A 23,596-nucleotide genomic window follows, 5' to 3' on the forward strand; every position below is an offset into this window, starting at 1 on the left:
CTTTTTCAGGTGGGAGTCAGGCAGCATGGCGCAGCAGTATCAACCGGGGCAACGCTGGATCAGTGACAGCGAAGCCGAGCTGGGTTTAGGCACCGTTCTGGCACAGGACGGCCGCTTGTTGACCGTGCTCTATCCGGCCACTGGCGACACTCGCCAGTACGCGCTAAGGAATGCGCCCCTCACCCGTGTGCGGTTTTCGCCCGGCGATTCCATCACTCACTTCGAAGGCTGGAAGCTGACTGTTCGCGAAGTCGATGACGTCGATGGCCTGCTGGTTTACCACGGCCTCAACGGACAGAACGAAGTGGTCACCCTGCCGGAAACCCAACTGTCGAACTTCATCCAGTTCCGCCTGGCCAGCGACCGTCTGTTCGCCGGCCAGATCGACCCGCTGGCCTGGTTCTCCCTGCGCTATCACACCCTGGAACACACCAGCCGCCAGTTGCAGTCCGCCCTTTGGGGCTTGGGCGGCGTGCGTGCGCAACCGATCGCGCACCAGTTGCACATTGCCCGCGAAGTCGCCGACCGTATCGCGCCACGGGTTCTGCTGGCCGACGAAGTGGGCCTGGGCAAAACCATCGAAGCCGGCCTGGTGATCCATCGCCAATTGCTCTCGGGCCGTGCCAACCGCGTGCTGATCCTGGTTCCGGAAAACCTGCAGCACCAGTGGCTGGTCGAGATGCGCCGCCGCTTCAACCTGCAGGTCGCTCTGTTCGACGAAGAACGCTTCATCGAAAGCGATGCCAGCAACCCGTTCGAAGACACCCAGCTTGCGCTGGTCGCGCTTGAGTGGCTGGTGGACGACGAGAAGGCCCAGGACGCGCTGTTCGCGGCAGGCTGGGACTTGCTGGTGGTCGACGAAGCTCACCACCTGGTGTGGCATGAAGATCAGGTCAGCCCTCAATATTCGCTGGTCGAGCAACTCGCCGAAACCATTCCCGGCGTGCTGCTGTTGACCGCCACCCCGGAACAACTGGGCCAGGACAGCCACTTCGCTCGTCTGCGCCTGCTGGATCCGAACCGTTTCCATGACCTGCAAGCCTTCCGCGCCGAGAGCGAAAATTATCGCCCGGTGGCCGAAGCCGTTCAGGAACTGCTCGACAAGGGACGCCTGTCGCCTGAAGCGCACAAGACCATCCACGGTTTCCTCGGCAATGAAGGCGAAGCCCTGCTGACCGCGGTCAATGATGGCGACACTGAAGCCAGTGCCCGTCTGGTGCGCGAACTGCTCGACCGACACGGCACCGGCCGCGTACTGTTCCGTAACACCCGCGCCGCCGTGCAGGGTTTCCCGGAGCGCAAGCTGCACCCGTACCCGCTGCCGTGCCCGGACGAATACCTCGAACTGCCGTTGGGCGATCACGCCGAGCTGTACCCGGAAGTCAGCTTCCAGGCCCAACCGGACGCCAGCGAAGAGGAACGCTGGTGGAAGTTCGACCCGCGCGTCGAATGGCTGATCGACCAGCTGAAGATGCTCAAGCGCACCAAAGTACTGGTGATCTGCGCCCACGCCGAAACCGCCATGGACCTGGAAGACGCCCTGCGCGTGCGTTCCGGCATCCCGGCCACGGTGTTCCACGAGGGCATGAACATCCTCGAGCGTGACCGCGCCGCTGCCTACTTCGCCGATGAGGAGTTTGGCGCGCAAGTGCTGATCTGTTCGGAAATCGGCAGTGAAGGTCGCAACTTCCAGTTCTCCCATCACCTGGTGCTGTTCGACCTGCCGTCCCACCCGGACCTGCTGGAACAACGCATCGGTCGTCTGGACCGGATCGGCCAGAAGCACATCATCGAACTGCACGTGCCATACCTGGAAACCAGCCCGCAAGAGCGCCTGTTCCAGTGGTACCACGAAGCGCTGAACGCATTCCTCAACACCTGCCCGACCGGCAACGCCTTGCAGCACCAGTTCGGCCCGCGCCTGCTGCCACTGCTCGAAGAAGCCGACGATGGCGAATGGCAGGCGCTGATCGACGAAGCCCGCACCGAGCGTGAACGTCTGGAAGCCGAGCTGCACACCGGTCGCGACCGTTTGCTGGAGCTGAACTCCGGCGGCGCGGGCGAAGGCGATGCGCTGGTGGAGGATATCCTTGAGCAAGACGATCAGTTCGCGCTGCCGATCTACATGGAAACCCTGTTCGACGCCTTCGGCATCGACAGCGAAGACCATTCGGAAAACGCACTGATCCTCAAACCGAGTGAAAAAATGCTCGATGCCAGCTTCCCGCTGGGCGATGACGAAGGCGTGACCATCACTTACGACCGTAACCAGGCGCTGTCTCGCGAAGACATGCAGTTCATCACCTGGGAGCACCCGATGGTCCAGGGCGGCATGGACCTGGTGCTGTCCGGTTCCATGGGCAACACCGCCGTGGCGCTGATCAAGAACAAGGCACTCAAGCCGGGCACCGTGTTGCTGGAACTGCTGTATGTCAGCGAAGTGGTTGCCCCGCGCTCGCTGCAACTGGGCCGTTACCTGCCGCCGGCCGCCCTGCGCTGCCTGCTCGACACCAACGGCAACGACCTGTCGGCCCGAGTGTCGTTCGAGACCTTGAACGACCAGCTCGAAAGCGTGCCGCGTGCCAGCGCCAACAAGTTCATCCAGGCCCAGCGTGACCAACTGACGCCACGGATCAACGCCGGTGAAGCGAAGATCCTGCCGCGCCACACTGAACGTGTCGCCGAGGCGCAACGTCGCCTGGCCGCCGATACCGACGAAGAACTGGCGCGCCTGACTGCCTTGCAAGCGGTCAACCCGACCGTGCGCGACAGCGAACTGGTGGCCCTGCGCAAACAACGCGAGCAAGGCCTGGCCATGCTCGACAAGGCTGCGCTGCGACTGGAAGCGATTCGAGTATTGGTGGCGGGTTAACAACCCTCTTCCACCGCTATAAAAAGAAGGCCCGCAGTGATGCGGGCCTTTTTTGTTTATCTGGTTTTTGTAGTGATGCGCAGGGCCTCTTCGCGAGCAAGCCCGCTCCACACTTGATCTGTGGCGTTCACAAAACCAATGTGGGAGCGGGCTTGCTCGCGAAGGCGGTTAAGCAGTCACTGCAGAACTGTCAGGCTCAACCACCGCCACCAACCCTTCCTTCATCCGCTTGGCATCGCGCACGAAACACCGTGAAGCCAGGAACAGAAACACCACGGTGAACAACAGCGCCACCGGAATCAGGTACATCGCGTCATGCAGGCCGACTGCTTTAAACGCCTCGGTCATCTGTTCCGCGCCCGCCGCAAGCATCGCCGTGTGGGCGAAGTGATCCGACAAGGCCCCGACCACCACCGGCCCCAGGCCACCGCCCAACAGGTACAACCCGGCAAAGAACAGCGCCATCGCCGTTGCCCGCAAACGCGGTTCGACCACATCCTGAATCGCCGTGTACACGCAGGTGTAGAAGTTGTAGGCAAACAACCAACCCAGGCTAAACACCGCAACAAACACACCGATCTCGATTCGCCCGGATTGCAACGCCCATGCGGTGCAAACCGTCGAAATCACCAGGCTGAAGGCGGCAAACAACAGCCTCCCGTTGGCGACCCGCTGGTGAATCTTGTCCGCAATCCAGCCTCCGAGGGTCAGGCCGACCAAACCGGTCACGCCGACAATAACCCCGGTGGCGACCGCGGCATCCTGCAACGGCATGAGGAAGTAGCGTTGCAGCATCGGCACCAGAAACGAGTTGCAGGCATAGGTAGCGAAGTTGAAACACAGGCCGGCCATCACCAGCCACAGGAAGGTTGGCACAGCCAGTACCCGCCGGATCGGTCGATCGATCTTTTCCTGCGAAACCTGAACGCTCTCGGCGGCGCCGCGCTTGGGTTCCTTGATGAAAAACATGAAGATCGCCAGGATCAGCCCGGGCACCGCCGCGATAAAGAACGGCGCGCGCCAGCTATCAAAGGCCTTGACCATCCAGCCAATGGTGAAGAACGCCAGCAACAGCCCCAATGGCAGCCCCAACATGAAGATCCCCATGGCCCGCGCCCGGCGGTGAGCCGGAAACAAGTCGCCGATCAGCGAGTTGGCGGCTGGCGCGTAGCTGGCCTCGCCAATGCCGATGCCCATGCGCACGATCAGGAAGCTCCAGAAACTGCCCACCATGCCGTTGACGGCGGTCAACCCGCTCCACACCGCCAGCCCCCAGCCCATCAGTTTGCTCCTCGAACCGGTATCGGCCATGCGCCCCAGCGGCAAGCCGGCAATGGCGTAGACGATGGTGAATGCCGTCCCGATGATCCCCAACTGGAAATCACTGAGGTGCCATTCCATGCGAATGGGTTCGATGATGATGGCCGGGATGGTGCGGTCGAAAAAATTGAACAGGTTGGCCAGGAACAACAGGAACAGAATGCGCCAGGCATTGGCCGCTTGGGTCGAGTTCTGCATGGGTCCGTCTCTTTTATTGTTTTTGGGGCGTCACTGCCCCCGGACTTTGCAATCTAGACAGGCCGGCCACGACTGTCTTTCATTATTCGCCAGGCTGATATCAACCCATCGCGCACCGCCGCTCCCACAGGGTATTTCGTAGCCCGTCCGGTCTATGAAAAATACCTTTGAGCCCCCCTTCCCAAGCCGTTGGCGAAGCCTAGAATAGCGGCCTTGTTTCCCCCCTGTGTCTCCACTTCTCCTTAGATAATTGCCCATGTCCGAAGCCAGTCCGTGTCTGAATTGCGGTGCCTGCTGTTCTCACTTTCGCGTGTCATTTTTCTGGGGTGAATGCGCCTCGTCCGGGGGGACGGTACCCGATGAGCTTGTCGAGCAGATCAGCCCCAGTCGGGTCGCGATGCTCGGCACCGGCTGCAAACCCGTACGCTGCACCAGCCTGGTCGGAGACGTGGGCAGTACGGTGCAGTGCTCGATTTACGAAAAACGCTCCAGCACCTGTCGGGAATTCGACGCTTCCTGGGTCGATGGCCTGGCCAATCCCGATTGCGATGCGGCCCGTGCCGCTTTCGGCTTGCCGGCACTGCAACCTGCGTTCGAGACGCCTCAGAAGCAAATCGCCTGACTACTAGCACTAATCGCTATCAGGCTAATGTCAAAATCATTGGCACCAATGTGCCACTACCGCTTGCGCTCCATCCACGCCCTCTATACTCCAAGGCATTCGCCGTCGCCACTTGCGCCGGCCTGAAGGATAACGATGGGGCATGCTATGGAGTGGCTTGGTTTGCATTTCATTACCGAGCTACCAGAGAGCGGGCAGGTCATACTCAATTGCACACATGACCCTTTTCTGGTGCTGCTGGCTTATCTGGTCGCCTGTGTCGGCTGTTTCGCGACACTGGACATGGCCGAACGGGTTGCTCACGCTGAGAAATCCGCGTCCAAGACACTCTGGCGCTGGGTGGGCAGCGGATGCCTGGCCGGCGGTATCTGGGCCATGCACTTCGTCGGGATGCTGGCCTTCCAGGCGCCTGTCGATCTTCACTACCAACTGCCTGTCACGCTGTTTTCGCTGACCATCGCGCTGCTCGCCGCGTGGTTGGCCATGCATACCCTCAGCCTCCCGGACTTGAGTTTGCAGCGCTGTCTCAAGGCATCGATCGGAATCGGCCTGGGCATCGCGACCATGCATTACGTGGGCATGACGGCCATGCACTCCGAGGCCTCGGTCTATTACCATCCGGGCCTGTTCGCCCTTTCCATCGCGATCGCGATCGGTGCCGCGCTGGCCGCCTTATTGCTGGCATGGTATCTGCGCGACGGCGTCGGCATGCTGCATCAGCTCTTTAAATGCTGCGCCAGCCTGGTGCTCGGGGCGGGTATCCTCGGCATGCACCTCACGGCCATGGCCGCTTTCAACCTGGTGCTGCCCAGCGACAGCGTGCCGGTGCAATCCGGCGAACACAGCCACCTGCAACTGGCACTGACCGTGACGGTCATGGCCCTGCTGATCATCGGCAGCAGCATCAGCGCGGCACTGGCGGACAAAAAACTGCAACACAAGGACCACGACCTGCAACGGGTCAACTCCCTGCTCAGCCAACTGGACCAGGCGCGTATGTCGCTGCAACAGGTGGCGCACTACGACGCGCTGACCAACCTGATCAACCGCCGCGGGTTCAACCAGATCTTCGCCGAAAAACTCATCGAGAAAACCAACGAAGGTGGAATGCTCGCGGTCCTGTTCCTGGACATCGACCATTTCAAGCGGATCAACGACAGCCTTGGCCACGATGCCGGTGACGAACTGCTAAAGGTGCTTGCCGGGCACATCAAGAGCTCGATTCGCAGTCACGAGGACGTGGTCGCGCGCTTCGGTGGTGACGAGTTCTGCCTGCTCATCGACCTGCGTGATCGTGAAGAAGCGCGGCATATGGCCCAACGCATCATGCTCAAGATGAAGGAGCCCATCGAGCTGGCCGGCAGGCGCATGGTCATGACCACAAGCATCGGCATCAGCCTGTTTCCGGAGGACGGCAAGACCTGTGAGGAACTGTTGAAGAACGCCGATCTGGCGCTGTATCAATCCAAAGGCAGCGGTCGCAATGGACTGAATTTTTTCAGCGCCAACCTGAAGACCCGCGCCACACTCGAGCTGCAACTGGAAGAAGAGTTGCGCCACGCCCTGCGTGAAGACACCGGTTTGATGCTCTATTACCAGCCCATCTATGACCTCAAGACCGGCCAGGTCAGCAAACTCGAAGCCTTGATCCGCTGGCAACACCCGGTCCACGGTTTTCTCGTACCGGATCGTTTTATCGCCATCGCCGAGGCCAACGGCCTGATCGCCGAGTTGGACAATTGGGTGCTGCGCAAGGCCTGCGAAGACTTGGGCGAGTTGTCGCGCCAAGGCTGTGAGGACCTGAAGATCGCCGTGAACTGTTCGCCCCTGAACCTGGCGCGCGAAGAACTGGCCGATGAAATCGAATACGCATTGCGAGCCTCCGGTGTGCAGCCCCACCGGCTCGAACTGGAGGTTACCGAAAACGCCTTGATGGGCAATATCGCCAACACCCTGGTGCTACTGCGGCAGATACGCGCTCTCGGCGTTTCGCTGTCGATCGATGACTTCGGCACCGGCTATTCATCCCTGGCCTACCTCAAGCGCTTGCCGCTTAACACGCTGAAAATCGACCGTTCGTTCATCCAGGACATTCCCAAGGCGACCCAGGATATGGAGATTGTCCAGGCCATCATCGTCATGGCCCATACCCTGCACCTGCAAGTGGTCACCGAAGGGGTCGAAACCTTCGAGCAGTACCAATTCCTGGAAAACCACGGTTGTGACTTCGTTCAGGGCTATCTGCTGAGCCGGCCAGTGCCACTGGCCGAGTTGCTTCCGGTGCTGAACGAAATCAACCAGCGCAAGGACACCTGCACCGTCACGACGCTGAGCCTGGCTCACGGTACATCTGCACTAATGTAGACGGGTCCTTTTCAAGGAAACCCTGACTTCCATGCAGGCGCATCAACTGCGCGGCCAGGCCGCTGATCGGTGTTGCCGAGCCTTGCTCACGGGAAAACTTCACCGCTGTATCCAGATCCTTGAGCAAGGTGCGCACATGCCACTTGACTGGCTCGAAACGGTTTTGCGCCATCTGCGGGGCCAGGATCTGCAAGGGTTTCGAATCGGCAAAGCCGCCGGCCAGCGCTTCGGCGATCAGGCTGGCATCGACCCCGGAACGCTCCGCCAGCGCGACCACTTCGGCAATCACCAATGCATTGCAGGCGACGATCATCTGATTGCACGCCTTGGTCACCTGCCCTGCCCCGACGCCGCCCATGTGTGTTACACGCTGCCCCAGGTTCAACAGCACAGGCCGGACCCGCTCCAGATCCTGTGATTCACCGCCGACCATGATCGCCAGGCTTCCAGCCTCGGCACCGACCACGCCGCCGGACACCGGCGTGTCGAGCCAGCCCATGCCCGTTCTAGCGGCAAGTGCTGCGGCCATTTCCCGCGTGGCGTTGGGCTCCAGGCTGGAGAAATCCACCAGCAGCTGGCCCTTTTTTGCGCCCTCCACAACGCCTGCCGGACCAAATACCACCTCGCGTACGACCGAAGTATCCGCCAGGCACAGCATCACCACGTCAGCGTGCCGGCACAGCTCGGCCGGGCTGGCGACCTGACGCGCGCCCGCCTCCACCAGCGGCCTGCACTTGTCCGGATTGCGATTCCACACCGTCAGCGGGTAACCCGCGGCCAGCAGGCGCCGGCACATCGGCAGCCCCATCAGGCCGATCCCGGCAAACCCTAGCGAAGGTAGCGTTGACATCATTTTGCCTCTTCTTGATTAAAGATCACCGAATATTGGCCGATTCATCATGACTTAGGAAAGGATTCACCCCGAGCAATACTCAGGCTAAAGACCAAGGCATGGTCCAAGTACGCGCTGAAAAAAGACGCGATTGTATTCCGTGACGGTTCGACGACTGCGAGTCGGTCAACCAATCAGCCCAGGTAGATGGCGAACAATGACTTCTAAAAACAACCCGGCCACTGCGGTAACCGATCTGACGTTGAGCCCCGCGGCCAACAGCCCGTCATCACCGAAGCCATTGATTCAATCGCGCCCGTTGGCGACCCAGCAATACCTCTACTTCACCGAAACCAACACCGACCGCATCCTCGACAACCTCGACGGCCTGCGCGACATGGTGTTCCCGCGCGCACCGCACCTGGAAGGCGACAGCGAACAGCACAGCGATCAGGAATTCCCGTCGGTGTGCCTGATCGGCCTGGGCCGCTGCGGCTCGAACATTGCGCTGGACGTGGCGGAGCTTGTGTATAACGCCCGCAAGTTCTACCTCAATGAATTCAACAACGAAGATCGCCTGTCGCCGGACAAGCGTTTTACCGAAAAGGGCTACAGCCCGGCCCAGTGGATCCGTAACAACCTGCGCCTGGGCCAGAACAAAAACACCAAGCCAGTGTTTCTGGTCGAGCCGCTGGTGATGCTCGGGGACCTGGACAAAGACATCGCCGGACGCATCCGTTTCTCGCGCAAGGGCGAAAAAAGCGGCTTCCTGCGCGACTACAGCAAAATGAAAATCATGGACCTGTCGGAAGTCCATGCCGGTGGCGCCGGTAACGCGCCGATCCTCGGCCAGTACCTGGCCAAGATCATCCTGAACAAGGACACCCAGCGTTTCTCCAGCCCCGACTGGAAGATGATTCACTCGTACCTGATCGACAGCTGTGGCATCAAGGCCAACCAGTCGCGCCTGTATTTCTCGATCTTCAGTGCCGGCGGCGGTACCGGCTCGGGCATGGCCTCGGAATTCGGCCTGGCCCAGCAGCATTCGTATATGAACAAGACGTTCGACACCAAGCCGATGGACGAGCACGACAGCAAGAGCGGCCACTCCTTCGTCTTCGAACCGATCTTCACCAGTGGCATCTGTGTACTGCCGAACATTTCCGATCACCGCAGTGAAATGTCCGAGGCGTTGCACATCAACGCCGGTCGACTGCTGTGCAAATACCTGTCGGAAGAGTGGGACTTCTCCTACAACTTCGCCAACGAAGACAGCAGCGAAGCCAGCGTCATGGGCCGCATCCGCCCGTGGAACGCGATGATGCTGATCTCCAACGACATCATGCGTTACGCCGAAGAGAACGATGACGGCAACATCCAGAACATTGATGTCAATGCCATGGAAAAGCACGCCAACCAGTACATCTCGCAGCAGATCTTCAACATTCTGACGGCGCAGGCAGTTACGACTGACTACGACCAGAACTATTTCCGTCGCGCCGGCATCGATATCGGCGAAACCATCCGCCTGGACGCCAATGACCTGTTCATGAGCCTGGCCGGCCCGGTGGCGATTGCCTACGCCGAGTCCGTGGTGCCGGAAACCCCGGCACCGAGCAGCGACAAATTCAAAGTGTTCGAGAAAGAGCCGCAGCGCCTGAACATCGACGACCTGTTCTTCCGTTCGATCGATCTGCCGCACTTCAACAAGGTCACCCAGGCCATCGAAGGCATCAGCCTGTTGCCGATCGAGTCCAAGCGCTATCGCGCGTCGCTGGAACAGTACAAGAACTCGGGTTACGACGCGGCGGCCCTGCATGACCTGCACTTCTTCAAGAATTGCTCGTCGGTGGTGTCTATCGTTTCGTTGCCGAAGGACTACAAGCTGTCCTACATGGATTTGAACCGGTTGAAGACCCATCTCAACAGCCTGTTCCCCAACACCACACTCAAGCGCTACGCGTTGGTGATCGGTGCTTCGGCCAACCTGTCGCTGACCACCCTGATCGCCAAGAGCCCGTGCCTGTCGGACGACTTCCTGACGCTGATCGTGGCGTTCATCAAGCGCTGCTTCGCGAAAAACCCGTACCGATTCGACGAGACCCTGGACAACTCGATCCTGGACTTCATCATCAACGAACAATTCGATGAAGACCGCATCGACGAATTGCTCAACGAATTCGAGAACCCGGCGAAGATCCTCGATACCAACTGGTACGCGATCAAGCCGATGTACGAGAAGAAGTACCGCGAACTGATCAACGACAAGGAAAAATTTGTCTCGATCAATGACATCCGCCTGTCCCGGGATTGCGTGAAGAAATCGATCAAGTACCTGCGCGAGATCTACCGTCACCGCATCGGCAAGACCAAGGTTATTTCGTTGAATAACCATACGGGCAAGACGGCTTGATGAGGTATGCCTGAAAAGATCGCAGCCTTCGGCAGCTCCTACGGGCTGCGGTTCACATGACACCGCAGCGCGCCTTTGTAGGAGCTGCCGAAGGCTGCCATCTTTTGATCTGATCTTTTGATCTTTTATCCAACATTCAGAAACAATTGAGCAGACGTTCAGCTGCCCTCCCAACTGTTCCCGTTACGTTTACGTCACCGTGAGGCTGTGGCCTTTCTCTACGGCAACATGCCATCACGCTACTCGGCTACACACTTTTCCCTCTGAAAGAAGCGCACCAATCAGGTGCAGCCTCTTATACCTGCGCTCTTTCCTGGATCAGAATCCACGGCGAAACAACCACGGCCCACAACTGCGGATCACGCTCAAAAAGATCCAGCGCCTGCGTTTCAGACAGCTTGGCGACCTTGTCAGCGGCCAGCCAGGCAGCCACTTTCTCCCCTTCATCCTGGGCCACGGCCTCGGCGGCGGCGATCAGATCCAGGCCAGGATCGACCCACAATAGGGCACCCTTGGCGAAGAACGGCTCCAGCTCTTTCCAGGTAATAGATGCGGTTTCACCAAGCAGCTTGGCATAGAGGGTGCTAGGTTCTTGATTCATGGGACTGTCCGGAAAAGAAATCGACGTAGATGATAACGTCGGTGGTCTGGCAGAAAAACCCGGATGCAATTGAGTGACCGAAATGAAAAGCGCAGGAAAGCCAGGGAATGCACTGAATATGGCTATAAGCCCCTCAACACCCCGCCGCAATTCTGTCTTTTACTTTCAATAAAGCGACACTTGCAGGTTTTGTCCCCCGGCGCTGCCTTCCCAGGCTGACAATCGGCGCTCTACACTGTACCGGTACAGTTGCCGAGGGACTTTTCCGGGGAATGTCGCAGATATCTGACCCGGTTCTGCTGCTTTCGGCGCCAGGACTATAAAAACTACAACAGTAAGAGTGGAGCACTATGACTAAGGCTACTAAGCAGATTTCCAAACTGTTTGCCGCTATGGTTCTGGCCGGGGTTGCCAGCCATTCGTTCGCAGCTGACACCATCAAGATCGGCATCGCCGGCCCCAAGACCGGCCCTGTAGCCCAATACGGCGACATGCAGTTCAGTGGCGCCAAAATGGCCATCGAGCAAATCAACGCCAAGGGCGGCGTGGACGGCAAGAAACTCGAAGCCGTTGAATACGATGACGCCTGTGATCCGAAACAAGCTGTGGCAGTCGCGAACAAGGTCGTCAACGACGGCGTCAAGTTCGTAGTCGGTCACCTGTGCTCCAGCTCCACTCAACCGGCTTCGGACATCTACGAAGACGAAGGCGTGATCATGATCACCCCGGCTGCCACCAGCCCGGACATCACCGCCCGTGGTTACAAAATGGTGTTCCGCACCATCGGTCTGGACAGCGCCCAGGGCCCTGCCGCCGGTAACTACATTGCCGACTTCGTAAAACCGAAGATCGTTGCTGTTCTGCACGACAAACAGCAATACGGTGAAGGCATCGCCACCGCTGTGAAGAAAACCCTGGAAGGCAAAGGCGTGAAAGTCGCCGTGTTCGAAGGCGTCAACGCCGGCGACAAAGACTTCTCGTCGATGATCTCCAAGCTCAAGCAAGCCAACGTCGACTTCGTCTACTACGGCGGCTACCACCCGGAGCTGGGCCTGATCCTGCGTCAATCCCAGGAAAAAGGCCTGAAAGCCAGGTTCATGGGTCCGGAAGGCGTGGGTAACGACTCCATTTCGCAGATCGCCAAGGATGCTTCCGAAGGCCTGCTGGTGACCCTGCCGAAATCCTTCGACCAGGATCCGGCCAACGTTGCCCTGGCTGATGCGTTCAAAGCCAAGAAAGAAGATCCGAGCGGTCCGTTCGTGTTCCCGGCCTACTCGGCTGTGACCGTGATCGCCGACGGCATCAAGGCTGCCAAGTCCGAAGACTCCGCCAAAGTGGCTGAAGCCATCCACGCCGGCACCTTCAAGACGCCTACCGGCGACCTGAGCTTCGACGAAAAAGGCGACCTGAAAGACTTCAAATTCGTGGTTTACGAGTGGCACTTCGGCAAACCAAAAACTGAAGCCAAGCCTCAGTAAGGCATTGCCTGACTGACTGCCAACAAAGCCCACGGCGTGCCGTGGGCTTTGTTTTACGAACGTATCTGGGCCGCGCTGGCGTGATCCGCCAGTCTCCCCACCTGAAAATCTCAAAACCGTCATCAGCGGTTCGCTGGCAAACCCCGGATTCGAAGTGGATGCAGATCCACGGGGCCCGGGCGGGAAAATGACTCCACCAGTGAAATGCGTATCAGGTTTTTAGGAGCGCTGTAATGCCTGACATCTATCACTTCTTCCAACAGCTGGTTAATGGCCTGACCATTGGCAGCACGTATGCCCTGATCGCCATCGGCTATACGATGGTCTACGGCATCATTGGAATGATCAACTTCGCCCACGGCGAGGTGTACATGATCGGTTCCTACGTGGCGTTCATCGCCATCGCCGGGCTGGCCATGGTGGGACTCGACAGCGTGCCGCTGTTGATGACCGCAGCTTTTCTCGCCACCATCGTTGTAACCAGTGCCTACGGCTACAGCATCGAACGGATCGCCTACCGCCCCTTGCGCGGCAGCAACCGTCTGATCCCGCTGATCTCCGCCATCGGCATGTCGATCTTCCTGCAGAACACCGTTCTGCTGGCGCAAGACTCCAAGGACAAATCCATCCCCAACCTGATTCCGGGCAACTTTGCCTTTGGGCCAGGTGGCGCACATGAAGTGCTGATTTCCTACATGCAAATCGTGGTGTTCGTGGTGACCCTGGTCGCCATGCTCGGCCTGACCCTGTTCATCTCCCGCTCTCGCCTGGGTCGCGCCTGCCGCGCCTGCGCCGAGGACATCAAGATGGCCAACCTGCTGGGTATCAACACCAACAACATCATTGCCCTGACCTTCGTCATCGGTGCGGCACTGGCAGCCATTGCCGCCGTGCTCCTGAGCATGCAATACGGCGTGATCAACCCGAACGCCGGTTTCCTGGTTGGCCTCAAGGCCTTCACCGCAGCCGTGCTGGGCGGTATCGGCAGTATTCCGGGCGCCATGCTCGGCGGGCTGGTACTTGGCGTGGCGGAAGCCTTTGGTGCCGATATCTTCGGCGACCAGTACAAGGACGTCGTGGCGTTCGGCCTGCTGGTCCTGGTGTTGTTGTTCCGGCCAACCGGCCTGCTGGGCCGTCCGGAGGTTGAGAAGGTATGACTAGGAATCTTAAACAGGCACTGTTCAGTGCCTTGCTGGTGTGGGCCGTGGCCTACCCGGTACTCGGTCTGAAGCTGACCATCGTCGGCATCAACCTCGAAGTTCATGGCACCAGCGACGCCACCCTGATCACCATCGCGGTGTGCTCGGTACTGATGTTCCTGCGTGTGCTGTTCGACCAGCAGATCAGCTCGGCCTGGCGCTCTTCGCCGAGCATGCCGCTGATCCCGGCCAAGGCCAGCAACTTCCTGACCCTGCCGACCACTCAGCGTTGGGTCATCATTGCGCTGATCGCCGGTGCCCTGGTCTGGCCGTTCTTCGGCTCTCGCGGTGCGGTGGACATCGCCACGCTGGTGCTGATTTACGTGATGCTCGGCCTCGGCCTGAACATCGTGGTCGGCCTGGCCGGTCTGCTCGACCTCGGTTACGTCGGGTTCTATGCCGTCGGCGCCTATAGCTACGCGCTGCTGTCGCACTACTACGGCCTGAGCTTCTGGATCTGCCTGCCGATCGCCGGCCTGATGTCAGCCACCTTCGGCTTCCTGCTCGGTTTCCCGGTGCTGCGCTTGCGTGGCGACTACCTGGCGATCGTGACCCTGGGCTTCGGTGAAATCATTCGTCTGTTCCTGCGTAACCTGACCGGCCTCACTGGCGGTCCGAACGGCATCAGCAACATCGAGAAACCGACGTTCTTCGGCCTGACCTTCGAACGCAAGGCCGCGGAAGGCATGCAGACCTTCCATGAGTATTTCGGCCTGGAATACAACTCGATCAACAAGGTGATCTTCCTCTACCTGGTTGCGCTGTTGCTTGCCCTGGGTGCGCTGTTCGTCATCAACCGCTTGCTGCGCATGCCCCTGGGCCGTGCCTGGGAAGCGTTGCGTGAAGACGAAATTGCCTGCCGTGCATTGGGCCTGAACCCGACCATCATCAAACTGTCGGCCTTCACCCTGGGTGCGAGTTTCGCCGGTTTTGCCGGTAGCTTCTTCGCTGCCCGTCAAGGCCTGGTGACGCCGGAGTCCTTTACCTTCATCGAGTCGGCGATCATCCTCGCCATCGTGGTGCTGGGTGGCATGGGCTCGCAGCTGGGCGTGATCCTCGCTGCCGTGGTGATGATCCTGCTGCCGGAAATGATGCGTGAGTTCAGTGAGTACCGCATGTTGATGTTCGGTGCCTTGATGGTACTGATGATGATCTGGCGCCCTCAGGGTCTGCTGCCCATGCAACGTCCTCACATGGAGCTGCGCAAATGAGCCGCGAGATCCTCAAAGTAGAAAACCTGAGCATGCGCTTCGGCGGCTTGCTGGCGGTCAACGGCGTTGCCTTGAGCGTGAAAGAGAAACAAGTGGTTGCGCTGATCGGCCCCAACGGCGCCGGCAAGACCACCGTGTTCAACTGCCTGACCGGCTTCTACAAGCCGAGCGGCGGCAGCATCCTGCTCGACGGCGAGGCGATCGAAGGCCTGCCCGGCCACAAGATCGCCCTCAAGGGCGTGGTGCGCACCTTCCAGAACGTGCGGTTGTTCAAGGACATGACGGCGGTCGAGAACCTGCTGATCGCCCAGCATCGTCACTTGAACACCAACTTCCTGTCCGGACTGTTCAAGACCCCGTCGTTCCGCAAGAGCGAGCGCGAGGCCATGGAATACGCCGAGTACTGGCTGGACAAGGTCAACCTGCGCGAGTTCGCCAACCGTCCGGCCGGCACCTTGGCCTACGGTCAGCAACGTCGCCTGGAAATCGCCCGCTGCATGATGACCCGCCCGCGCATCCTCATGCTCGACGAACCGGCCGCCGGCCTGAACCCGAAGGAAACCGAGGACCTCAAGGCGCTGATCAGCATGCTGCGTGAAGAGCACAACGTCACCGTGCTGCTGATCGAACACGACATGAAGCTGGTCATGAGCATTTCCGACCACATCGTCGTGATCAACCAGGGCACGCCCCTGGCCAACGGCACGCCGGAACAGATCCGCGACAATCCTGAAGTGATCAAAGCCTACCTGGGGGAAGCGTAAATGCTGCAGTTCGAAAACGTTTCCACCTTCTACGGCAAGATCCAGGCCCTGCACAGCGTCAACGTCGAAGTCCGCCAGGGCGAGATCGTGACCCTGATCGGCGCCAACGGTGCCGGCAAGTCCACGCTGCTGATGACGCTTTGCGGTTCGCCGCGCGCCCACAGCGGCAGCATCCGCTACATGGGTGAGGAACTGGTCGGCCAGGACTCCTCGCAGATCATGCGCAAGAGCATCGCGGTTGTGCCGGAAGGTCGCCGGGTGTTTTCCCGCCTGACCGTGGAAGAAAACCTGTCCATGGGCGGTTTCTTCACCGCCAAGGGCGACTATCAGGAACAGATGGACAAGGTTCTCGGACTTTTCCCACGCCTGAAAGAGCGCTTCAACCAGCGCGGCGGCACCATGTCCGGCGGCGAACAGCAAATGCTCGCCATCGGCCGTGCGCTGATGAGCAAGCCCAAGCTGTTGCTGCTCGACGAGCCTTCCCTGGGCCTGGCACCGATCATCATCCAGCAGATCTTCGACATCATCGAACAGCTGCGCAAGGACGGTGTGACGGTGTTCCTGGTCGAGCAGAACGCCAACCAGGCGCTGAAAATCGCTGACCGTGCCTACGTTCTGGAGAACGGCCGGGTGGTGATGCAAGGCACAGGTGAAGCCCTGCTGACCGACCCGAAAGTGCGCGAAGCCTACCTCGGTGGTTGAGCCATTGCGGTAAACAAAAAAACGGCCTTCGGGCCGTTTTTTATGCCTGCGAATGAGATCGGTGTAGGAGCTGCCGAAGGCTGCGATCTTTTGATCTTAAAAAACCAAAGTCAAAAGATCGCAGCCTTCGGCGGCTCCTACAGGGTCCGTGTGATGGTTCAAAGCCGATCCAGCACCTCCCCACTGCGCTTGAACCACCCGATCAGATAATCCGCCAGTACCTGCGTGCGCTTGGGCAATCCGCCCTGATACGGATGCACCAGGTACATCGGCATGCTGCGGGTCTGATAATCGCGCAGGAGCCATCGCAAACGCCCGTCGGCCAGTTCCGTTGGCAAACAGTAGGACGGCAAGCGCGCAATACCGGCGCCGACCAGCGCGGCTTTCTTCAACAGGTTGTAGTGGTTGCTGGCGAACGGCCCCGACACCCGCACCCGCAATAACTCGTGCTGCTGGTGATACAGCCATTCTTCGCGACCGCTGTAATGGCTGTTGAGCAGGCAGCGATGTTCGGCCAGCGCCTGGGGGGTTTGCGGTTCACCGTATTGTTCCAGATAGGCCGGGCTGGCACAGGTCAGTTCTTGCCACGCCAGCAGTGGACGCGCCACCAGTCGCTGGTCAATGGCCACGTCGGAACGAATCGCCAGATCGAAGCCGTCGCGGGACAGTTCTCGGTAACTGTTGTTGAGCTCCAACTCGATCTGTACCTGGGGATACTTGGTGGAGAACTCCAGCAACAGGCCATCGAAGAAGGTTTCCCCGAGCGACACCGGTACCGTCATCCGCACCGGGCCGGCCATGTCGTCCTTCAGACGCGCCAGGGCCTGGCGGGCCCGCTCGACTTGCACCACCAGCGCCTGGGCCTGGGGCAACAACGCAGCACCGGCGGCGGTCAGGCTCAAGCGGCGGGTGGTGCGTTGCAACAACACCACGGAAAACTGCGCTTCCAACTGGCTGATGCGCTTGGACAGCTGGCCTTTGCTGCAACCGAGCTGCTGCGCCGCCAGGGTAAAACTCCCCGCTTCGATCAATACCGCGAACGCCGCCAAGTCATCCATCTCACTCATGGATTGTTTCCATTTGAAAACCAAAGGTTGCCTATTAGTGCGCTTATCCGGAGAAAAAACCACCCTAAACTGAAACCTCGTTCAACCCACACGAGGATCCCCCCATGAAAATTCTTTTGATCGGCGCAAATGGCACCATCGGTTCGGCCGTCGACAGGGAACTGTCGCAACGTCACGAAATCATCCGCATCGGTCGCACCAGCGGCGACTTTCAAGTGGACATCAGTGACAGCGCCTCGATTCGCAAACTGTTCGAGCAGACCGGCAAATTCGATGCACTGGTGTGTGCCGCCGGCAACGTGACCTTCGCACCGCTCAACGAGATGACCGAAGAGAGCTTTGCTCTGGGCCTGAAAGACAAGCTCATGGGCCAGGTCAATTTGCTGCTGATCGGTCGTGAGTTCGCCAATGACGGAGCTTCATTCACCTTCACCACCGGCGTGCTCAGCCACGATCCGATCTACAGCGGTGCCTCGGCAGCACTGGTCAACGGTGCGCTGGACAGCTTCGTCCGCGCCGCCGCCATCGAACTGCCCCGCGGCCTGCGTGTGAATTCGATCAGCCCGAATGTCCTGGTCGAAGCCATGGGCAAATACGCGCCGTATTTTCGTGGCTTCAAGCCGGTTCCTGCGGCGGATGTGGCTTTGGCCTACGCCAAAAGCGTGGAAGGCCTGCAAACAGGTCAGACCTTTCACATCTGAAAAGCAAAAGATCGCAGGCTGCGCCAGCTCCTACAGAGGCGTGCGCGTATTCCGTAGGAGCTGCCGAAGGCTGCGATCTTTCCGCGCCAATACAAAGTGGAGACGATAACGGGTTGTGATGAACGGTCAGGCTGAGTAACGTGGCGGCACTTGTCAGGAGACCCCAAGATGCGTGTTGCCCGTTCCTTAGTCCTCGTTGCCCTGCTTCCGCTGTTCGCCGCTTGCCAGTTGTTCGAGGGTGAGCGGCAGAACGCCTCCCATGTCGGCCAGACACGCATGCAAGGCCAGTTGACCGCGGCGGACGGCAAACTGCTGTTCCAGCCGTGCAACCAGACAAACCGCTACGTGGTCAACGACACGGGCGGTACCAGCGTCCTGCAGCAGGCCGCAAACCTGGCGGACAAGCAGGGCAAGCTGTTTGCCGACGTGCGCGGGCGGGTTGTGGCCGGCAGCGGTGGTGACGGCCAGCTCGATCTGGAGCAGTTGTACCGCGTCGAGCGCTCGGGCAACGCGTGCGACGATCCGAATTTCAAGCTGCTGATCCTGCGCGCCGCCGGCCACACCCCGCAGTGGAGCGTGAAAGTCAGCGGCAAAGGCATGGTCCTCGACCGGGCCGGCCAGCCGCCGCTGGCCGTGCCTTACGTCGAGGAGCAACTGGGCGATGGCCGTTTCAACCTCAGTACCGAAGCCAACAACCAGCACATCGAACTGTGGGTTGCACCGCAACGTTGCGTCGACAGCAGCACCGGCAGCATCCAGCACATGAGCGCCGAACTGCGCATCGACGGTCAGGTGCAGCGCGGCTGCGGGTATTTCGGCGGATCGCGCGACGACTGATCGTTTAAGCCTCACGGGCCTGCGCCTTTGAGGCTTATAATCGCGGGCTTCAAACGCCCTGGCGCAGTTGTGCGCCCCGCGAACCGGATCCCGCCATGTTACGAATCACCGAACTCAAGTTGCCGATCGACCATCCCGAAGAAGACCTGCGCCCTGCCATCGTGCAGCGCTTAGGGCTTGCCAGCGATGACCTGCTCGATTTCACCTTGTTCAAGCGCAGCTACGATGCGCGCAAAAAGTCCTCCGAACTGTGCTTCATCTACACCATCGACCTTGAAGTTCGCGATGAGGCGGCGGTACTGCACAAGTTTGCCGATGACCGTAACGTCAGCGTGGCGCCGGATGTCAGCTACAAAGAAGTCGGCCAGGCACCAGCCGACCTGAGCGCGCGGCCGATCGTTGTCGGCTTCGGCCCGTGCGGGATTTTCGCCGGGTTGTTGCTCGCACAAATGGGCTTCAAGCCGATCATCCTCGAGCGCGGTACCGAAGTACGCCAGCGCACCAAGGACACCTGGGGCCTGTGGCGCAAAAGCGTGCTCAACCCGGAATCCAACGTGCAGTTCGGTGAAGGCGGCGCGGGGACGTTCTCCGACGGCAAGCTCTACAGCCAGATCAAGGACCCGAAATTCCTCGGCCGTAAAGTCCTGCACGAATTCGTCAAGGCCGGTGCCCCGGAAGAAATCCTCTACGTCAGCAAGCCGCACATCGGTACGTTCCGCCTGACTGGCGTTGTGGAAAACATGCGTGAGCAGATTCGCGCCCTGGGCGGCGAAGTGCGCTTCCAGCAGCGTGTCACCGATGTGTTGATCGAAGACGGCCAACTGGTCGGCGTCGAACTCAATGGCGGTGAGCAGATCCACTCCAGACACGTGATCCTCGCCCTCGGCCACAGCGCCCGCGACACCTTCCGCATGCTCCACGGCCGTGGCGTGTTCATGGAAGCCAAGCCGTTCTCGGTGGGTTTCCGCATCGAGCACCCCCAGTCGTTGATCGACCGTGCGCGCCTGGGCAAGTACGCCGGCCACCCGAAACTGGGCGCCGCCGACTACAAACTGGTGCACCACGCCAAGAACGGCCGTTCGGTCTACAGCTTCTGCATGTGCCCGGGCGGCACCGTGGTGGCGGCGACGTCCGAGCCGAACCGCGTGGTCACCAACGGCATGAGCCAGTACTCGCGTAACGAGCGCAATGCCAACTCCGGTATCGTCGTCGGCATCACCCCGGAAGTCGATTATCCGGGCGGCCCGCTGGCCGGTATCGAGTTGCAGGAACGCCTGGAATCCCACGCATTCGTGCTCGGCGGCAGCAACTACGAAGCCCCGGCGCAACTGGTCGGCGATTTTATCGCGGGCAAACCGTCCACCGAACTGGGCAGCGTCGAGCCGTCCTACAAGCCGGGCGTCGCCCTGGGTGATCTGGCGCTGGCGCTGCCGGCATTCGCCATCGAAGCGATTCGCGAAGCCTTGCCGGCGTTCGAGAAGCAGATTCGTGGTTACTCGCTGCACGACGCAGTGCTGACCGGCATCGAGACCCGCACTTCCTCGCCGCTGCGCATTACCCGTAACGAGTCGTTGCAGAGCCTGAACGTGAAGGGCTTGTTCCCGGCCGGTGAAGGCGCCGGTTATGCGGGCGGGATTCTGTCGGCGGGTGTTGACGGGATTCGCATTGCCGAGGCTGTGGCTCGGGATATCCTTGGCCTGGAGGCTTAAGGTTTAAAGTAAAAGATCGCAGCCTTCGGCAGCTCCTACAGGATTTACACCATCTCCTGTAGGAGCTGCCGAAGGCTGCGATCTTTTCATTTGTGTCAGATATTGGCGCGCAGCACGCTCGCCGGCAACGGCTCCCCCCGCTCCACCGTCGCCGCCACAACAGCCACCAAACCGCTCAACTCATACCCCTGAGCCTTGAGCCAGTCCTGATCGTAATAGGTCGTGGCGTAGCGCTCGCCGCTGTCACACAGAATCGCCACCATCGAGCCCGTCTCCCCCGCTGCGTTCATGTGCTGGGCGGCCATCAGTGCGCCGATCAGGTTGGTCCCGCTCGACCCACCCACATGCCGTCCCAGACGCTCCGCCAGGTAGTGCATGGCCGCCAGCGACAAGGCATCCGGCACCTTGACCATCGCGTCGATCACCTTGGGCAGAAACGACGCTTCCACGCGTGGCCGGCCGATGCCTTCGATACGCGAGCCGTGGTCCAGTCGCAGGCTGGCATCGCCGGTCTGGTAGTAATCGAAGAACACCGAACGCTCGGCATCGGCACACAGTACGCGGGTGCCATATTGGCGATAACGCACATATCGGCCCAGGGTGGCCGTGGTGCCGCCGGTTCCGGGGCTGGAAATCAACCAGCTCGGCTCGGGATGCTGCTCGAAACGCATCTGCTGAAAGATCGACTCGGCAATGTTGTTGTTCGCCCGCCAGTCGGTGGCGCGCTCGGCGTAAGTGAACTGGTCGATGAAGTGTCCATCATGTTCTCGAGCCAGACGCTCGGACTCCGCATAGATCCGGGTCGGATCGTCCACCAGGTGGCTTTGGCCACCGTAGAAGGCGATCTGCGCGATCTTTTCCTTGGACGTGGTCGCCGGCATCACCGCAATGAACGGCAAGCCCAGCATGCGCGCGAAGTACGCTTCGGAAATCGCCGTGGAACCGCTGGAAGCTTCAATGACCGGCGCACCGGGCTTGAGCCAGCCGTTACACAGCGCATACAGGAACAGCGAACGGGCCAGGCGATGTTTGAGGCTGCCCGTGGGGTGGCTGGACTCATCCTTGAAGTACAACTCGATGCCTGGAAAACCCGGCAGCGGCAAGGGGATCAAGTGGGTGTCGGCGCTGCGCTGGAAATCGGCTTCGATGATCCGGATCGCTTCGCGGGACCACTGTCGGTTGTCGCTCATGATGGTTTTCTCGTTGTATCGGGCAGGGGTCGGCCTTTTGAAAAGGCTCATCCAACAAGCTTAGGAAAAAACCCGCGTTCGGCACAGGTACAGCTGAAATCCAATACGCCCGGCAACTGCTAGGCTCAGGTCGATGCTGGGGGATCAGTCTGTAACGACATATAACAAAAAAGAATATAACTTTTGTTTTAACAACTAACAGTACTTGTTAGGGTGTAACACCTTTTGAATTCACAGATGGAGAGCGACCTTGCCTCTGCGTAGCACTTTCACGCGTTTCTTTCAGTTGGAAGCTGCCAGCGGTCTGTTACTGATCGCCGCTGCCGTTCTGGCTCTGATTATCAACAACTCGCCGCTGTCGTGGCTGTACAACGGCCTGCTGGACACTCCCGTGGTGGCCCAGATCGGCGCGCTGAAAATCGCCAAACCGGCGTTGCTCTGGATCAACGACGGCCTGATGGCGCTGTTCTTCCTGCTGATCGGCCTGGAAGTGAAGCGCGAAGTCCTCGACGGCCAGTTGTCCAAACCGTCGCAAATCGTCCTGCCCGGTGCCGCCGCCATTGGTGGCATGGTGGTGCCGGCGCTGATCTACTGGTACCTCAATCGCGACACGCCAGCGGCCCTCAACGGCTGGGCAATCCCGACCGCCACCGACATCGCCTTCGCCCTTGGCGTGCTGGCGCTGCTGGGCAAACGGGTTCCGGTATCGCTGAAACTGTTCCTGATGACCCTGGCGATCATCGACGACCTCGGCGCGATCATCATCATTGCGATTTTCTACTCCGGCGCGCTGTCGACCCTGTCCCTGGCGCTGGCCGCGACCTGTATTGCGGCGCTGATCGGGATGAACCGGCTTGGCGTGGTCAAGCTCGGGCCGTACATGATCATTGGCTTGATCCTCTGGGTCTGCGTGCTCAAGAGCGGTGTCCACGCCACGCTGGCCGGCGTGACCCTGGCCTTCTGCATTCCGCTGCGCACGAAAAATGCCGAGCCTTCGCCATTGCTGACCCTGGAGCACGCCCTGCATCCGTGGGTGGCCTACGGCATCCTGCCACTGTTCGCCTTTGCCAATGCCGGCCTGTCCCTGAGCGGTGTCACCGTTGAAAGCTTCACTCACCACGTCCCCATGGGCATCGCCATCGGGTTGCTGTTGGGCAAGACCGTCGGCGTCTTCGGCCTGACCTGGCTGGCGGTGAAAACCGGTATCGCCACCCTGCCCCAAGGCGCCAATTGGGGTCAGATACTGGGCGTGGCGATTCTCTGTGGCATTGGTTTCACGATGAGCCTGTTTGTCGGCTCGCTGGCCTTCGAGCCGGGCGTGAGTGATTTCGCCGGGATGGACCGCATGGGGATCTTGACCGGTTCGATTCTGGCGGCGCTGATCGGTTATGTGGTGACGGCGATGGCAAGCCGCAAGAACAGTGCGCTGGCCTCCTGATAAACCGCAATAAACCCTGGCGCCAATCAAGACTCGCCTGAGCCGCAAAACAAAAAACCCGATCAGTCACCTGATCGG

Annotated in this window: 18 protein-coding genes; 13 read left to right on the forward strand and 5 right to left on the reverse strand. The window is 60.0% G+C overall.

Annotated features, from left to right (window positions below; all coding sequences use genetic code 11):
- The first annotated feature begins 25 nt into the window (after window positions 1-25).
- Window positions 26-2,872 (forward strand): RNA polymerase-associated protein RapA, encoded by a 2,847-nt coding sequence (gene rapA, locus ACM6G4_RS12995; RefSeq protein WP_056720815.1) that lies wholly within the window; start codon window positions 26-28, stop codon window positions 2,870-2,872.
- Window positions 2,873-3,040: 168 nt separating this feature from the next.
- Here rapA and ACM6G4_RS13000 read toward each other — a convergent pair whose 3' ends face one another.
- Complete coding sequence (locus ACM6G4_RS13000) at window positions 3,041-4,390, reverse strand: spinster family MFS transporter (RefSeq protein WP_414913841.1); 1,350 nt, start codon at window positions 4,388-4,390, stop codon at window positions 3,041-3,043.
- A gap of 256 nt (window positions 4,391-4,646) precedes the next feature.
- On the opposite strand from ACM6G4_RS13000, the gene ACM6G4_RS13005 reads away from it, so the two are divergent.
- Together ACM6G4_RS13005 and ACM6G4_RS13010 are read left to right on the forward strand one after the other, a co-directional pair.
- Entirely contained in the window at window positions 4,647-5,012 is a 366-nt protein-coding gene (locus tag ACM6G4_RS13005) for a YkgJ family cysteine cluster protein (protein WP_046043993.1), read from the forward strand.
- A 147-nt stretch (window positions 5,013-5,159) separates the two neighbouring features.
- A complete protein-coding gene (locus tag ACM6G4_RS13010; protein WP_414913842.1) occupies window positions 5,160-7,376 on the forward strand; it encodes a putative bifunctional diguanylate cyclase/phosphodiesterase in 2,217 nt (738 codons plus the stop codon).
- Here ACM6G4_RS13010 and ACM6G4_RS13015 read toward each other — a convergent pair.
- The gene (locus ACM6G4_RS13015; protein WP_414913843.1) at window positions 7,333-8,229 is read right to left on the reverse strand and encodes an NAD(P)-dependent oxidoreductase; all 897 of its coding nucleotides are present in this window, start codon (window positions 8,227-8,229) and stop codon (window positions 7,333-7,335) included. The genes ACM6G4_RS13010 and ACM6G4_RS13015 overlap by 44 nt on opposite strands.
- Window positions 8,230-8,425: 196 nt before the next feature.
- Between ACM6G4_RS13015 and ACM6G4_RS13020 the strand changes: the two genes are divergently transcribed.
- Window positions 8,426-10,621 carry a hypothetical protein gene (locus ACM6G4_RS13020; RefSeq protein WP_056720819.1) on the forward strand — a complete coding sequence of 732 codons (2,196 nt, stop codon included), beginning with the start codon at window positions 8,426-8,428 and terminating at the stop codon, window positions 10,619-10,621.
- Window positions 10,622-10,916: 295 nt separating this feature from the next.
- Here ACM6G4_RS13020 and ACM6G4_RS13025 read toward each other — a convergent pair whose 3' ends face one another.
- A complete protein-coding gene (locus ACM6G4_RS13025; protein ID WP_414913844.1) occupies window positions 10,917-11,222 on the reverse strand; it encodes a DUF2288 domain-containing protein in 306 nt (101 codons plus the stop codon).
- A 350-nt stretch (window positions 11,223-11,572) separates the two neighbouring features.
- Here ACM6G4_RS13025 and ACM6G4_RS13030 point away from each other — a divergent pair, with 350 nt between their 5' ends.
- From ACM6G4_RS13030 to ACM6G4_RS13050, 5 genes are all read left to right on the forward strand, one after another.
- The gene (locus ACM6G4_RS13030; RefSeq protein WP_056720823.1) at window positions 11,573-12,700 is read left to right on the forward strand and encodes a branched-chain amino acid ABC transporter substrate-binding protein; all 1,128 of its coding nucleotides are present in this window, start codon (window positions 11,573-11,575) and stop codon (window positions 12,698-12,700) included.
- A gap of 233 nt (window positions 12,701-12,933) precedes the next feature.
- Entirely contained in the window at window positions 12,934-13,857 is a 924-nt protein-coding gene (livH, locus tag ACM6G4_RS13035) for a high-affinity branched-chain amino acid ABC transporter permease LivH (protein ID WP_414913845.1), read from the forward strand.
- The gene (locus tag ACM6G4_RS13040; protein ID WP_414913846.1) at window positions 13,854-15,110 is read left to right on the forward strand and encodes a high-affinity branched-chain amino acid ABC transporter permease LivM; all 1,257 of its coding nucleotides are present in this window, start codon (window positions 13,854-13,856) and stop codon (window positions 15,108-15,110) included. The genes livH and ACM6G4_RS13040 overlap by 4 nt, the downstream gene beginning before the upstream one ends.
- Window positions 15,107-15,874: a high-affinity branched-chain amino acid ABC transporter ATP-binding protein LivG gene (gene livG, locus ACM6G4_RS13045; protein WP_056720826.1), complete on the forward strand. Its 768-nt coding sequence runs from the start codon at window positions 15,107-15,109 to the stop codon at window positions 15,872-15,874. Before ACM6G4_RS13040 ends, livG begins: the two co-directional genes overlap by 4 nt.
- Window positions 15,875-16,576 carry an ABC transporter ATP-binding protein gene (locus ACM6G4_RS13050; protein ID WP_015093834.1) on the forward strand — a complete coding sequence of 234 codons (702 nt, stop codon included), beginning with the start codon at window positions 15,875-15,877 and terminating at the stop codon, window positions 16,574-16,576.
- Between the two features lie 158 nt (window positions 16,577-16,734).
- On the opposite strand, the gene ACM6G4_RS13055 is transcribed toward ACM6G4_RS13050, so the two are convergent.
- Window positions 16,735-17,643, reverse strand: coding sequence for a LysR family transcriptional regulator (locus ACM6G4_RS13055; protein ID WP_414913847.1), 909 nt, complete (start codon window positions 17,641-17,643; stop codon window positions 16,735-16,737).
- Between the two features lie 104 nt (window positions 17,644-17,747).
- Between ACM6G4_RS13055 and ACM6G4_RS13060 the strand changes: the two genes are divergently transcribed.
- From ACM6G4_RS13060 to ACM6G4_RS13070, 3 genes are all read left to right on the forward strand, one after another.
- On the forward strand, window positions 17,748-18,344 hold the full coding sequence (locus ACM6G4_RS13060) for a short chain dehydrogenase (protein ID WP_056720829.1): 597 nt from the start codon (window positions 17,748-17,750) through the stop codon (window positions 18,342-18,344).
- 168 nt (window positions 18,345-18,512) lie between these two features.
- A complete protein-coding gene (locus tag ACM6G4_RS13065) occupies window positions 18,513-19,181 on the forward strand; it encodes a COG3650 family protein (RefSeq protein WP_056720830.1) in 669 nt (222 codons plus the stop codon).
- A gap of 95 nt (window positions 19,182-19,276) precedes the next feature.
- Window positions 19,277-20,890: an NAD(P)/FAD-dependent oxidoreductase gene (locus tag ACM6G4_RS13070; protein WP_056720832.1), complete on the forward strand. Its 1,614-nt coding sequence runs from the start codon at window positions 19,277-19,279 to the stop codon at window positions 20,888-20,890.
- A gap of 95 nt (window positions 20,891-20,985) precedes the next feature.
- Here ACM6G4_RS13070 and ACM6G4_RS13075 read toward each other — a convergent pair whose 3' ends face one another.
- Entirely contained in the window at window positions 20,986-22,083 is a 1,098-nt protein-coding gene (locus ACM6G4_RS13075; RefSeq protein ID WP_177336453.1) for a PLP-dependent cysteine synthase family protein, read from the reverse strand.
- A gap of 247 nt (window positions 22,084-22,330) precedes the next feature.
- Between ACM6G4_RS13075 and nhaA the strand changes: the two genes are divergently transcribed.
- Window positions 22,331-23,518, forward strand: coding sequence for a Na+/H+ antiporter NhaA (gene nhaA, locus ACM6G4_RS13080; protein ID WP_414913848.1), 1,188 nt, complete (start codon window positions 22,331-22,333; stop codon window positions 23,516-23,518).
- Window positions 23,519-23,596: the final 78 nt, after the last annotated feature.

Source organism: Pseudomonas sp. IT-P258 (assembly GCF_949767825.1).
GTDB lineage: Bacteria > Pseudomonadota > Gammaproteobacteria > Pseudomonadales > Pseudomonadaceae > Aquipseudomonas > Aquipseudomonas monachiensis.

Excerpts from the sequence above, each read along its gene's own strand:
- ACM6G4_RS13020 (WP_056720819.1), top strand. The coding sequence starts at position 8,426 with ATGACTTCTAAAAACAACCCGGCCACTGCGGTAACCGATCTGACGTTG.
- ACM6G4_RS13050 (WP_015093834.1), top strand. The coding sequence starts at position 15,875 with ATGCTGCAGTTCGAAAACGTTTCCACCTTCTACGGCAAGATCCAGGCC.
- livH (WP_414913845.1), top strand. The coding sequence starts at position 12,934 with ATGCCTGACATCTATCACTTCTTCCAACAGCTGGTTAATGGCCTGACC.
- rapA (WP_056720815.1), top strand. The coding sequence starts at position 26 with ATGGCGCAGCAGTATCAACCGGGGCAACGCTGGATCAGTGACAGCGAA.
- ACM6G4_RS13015 (WP_414913843.1), bottom strand. The coding sequence starts at position 8,229 with ATGATGTCAACGCTACCTTCGCTAGGGTTTGCCGGGATCGGCCTGATG.
- ACM6G4_RS13005 (WP_046043993.1), top strand. The coding sequence starts at position 4,647 with ATGTCCGAAGCCAGTCCGTGTCTGAATTGCGGTGCCTGCTGTTCTCAC.
- ACM6G4_RS13010 (WP_414913842.1), top strand. The coding sequence starts at position 5,160 with ATGGAGTGGCTTGGTTTGCATTTCATTACCGAGCTACCAGAGAGCGGG.
- ACM6G4_RS13030 (WP_056720823.1), top strand. The coding sequence starts at position 11,573 with ATGACTAAGGCTACTAAGCAGATTTCCAAACTGTTTGCCGCTATGGTT.
- livG (WP_056720826.1), top strand. The coding sequence starts at position 15,107 with ATGAGCCGCGAGATCCTCAAAGTAGAAAACCTGAGCATGCGCTTCGGC.
- ACM6G4_RS13040 (WP_414913846.1), top strand. The coding sequence starts at position 13,854 with ATGACTAGGAATCTTAAACAGGCACTGTTCAGTGCCTTGCTGGTGTGG.
- ACM6G4_RS13065 (WP_056720830.1), top strand. The coding sequence starts at position 18,513 with ATGCGTGTTGCCCGTTCCTTAGTCCTCGTTGCCCTGCTTCCGCTGTTC.
- ACM6G4_RS13060 (WP_056720829.1), top strand. The coding sequence starts at position 17,748 with ATGAAAATTCTTTTGATCGGCGCAAATGGCACCATCGGTTCGGCCGTC.
- ACM6G4_RS13070 (WP_056720832.1), top strand. The coding sequence starts at position 19,277 with ATGTTACGAATCACCGAACTCAAGTTGCCGATCGACCATCCCGAAGAA.
- ACM6G4_RS13055 (WP_414913847.1), bottom strand. The coding sequence starts at position 17,643 with ATGAGTGAGATGGATGACTTGGCGGCGTTCGCGGTATTGATCGAAGCG.
- ACM6G4_RS13025 (WP_414913844.1), bottom strand. The coding sequence starts at position 11,222 with ATGAATCAAGAACCTAGCACCCTCTATGCCAAGCTGCTTGGTGAAACC.
- ACM6G4_RS13000 (WP_414913841.1), bottom strand. The coding sequence starts at position 4,390 with ATGCAGAACTCGACCCAAGCGGCCAATGCCTGGCGCATTCTGTTCCTG.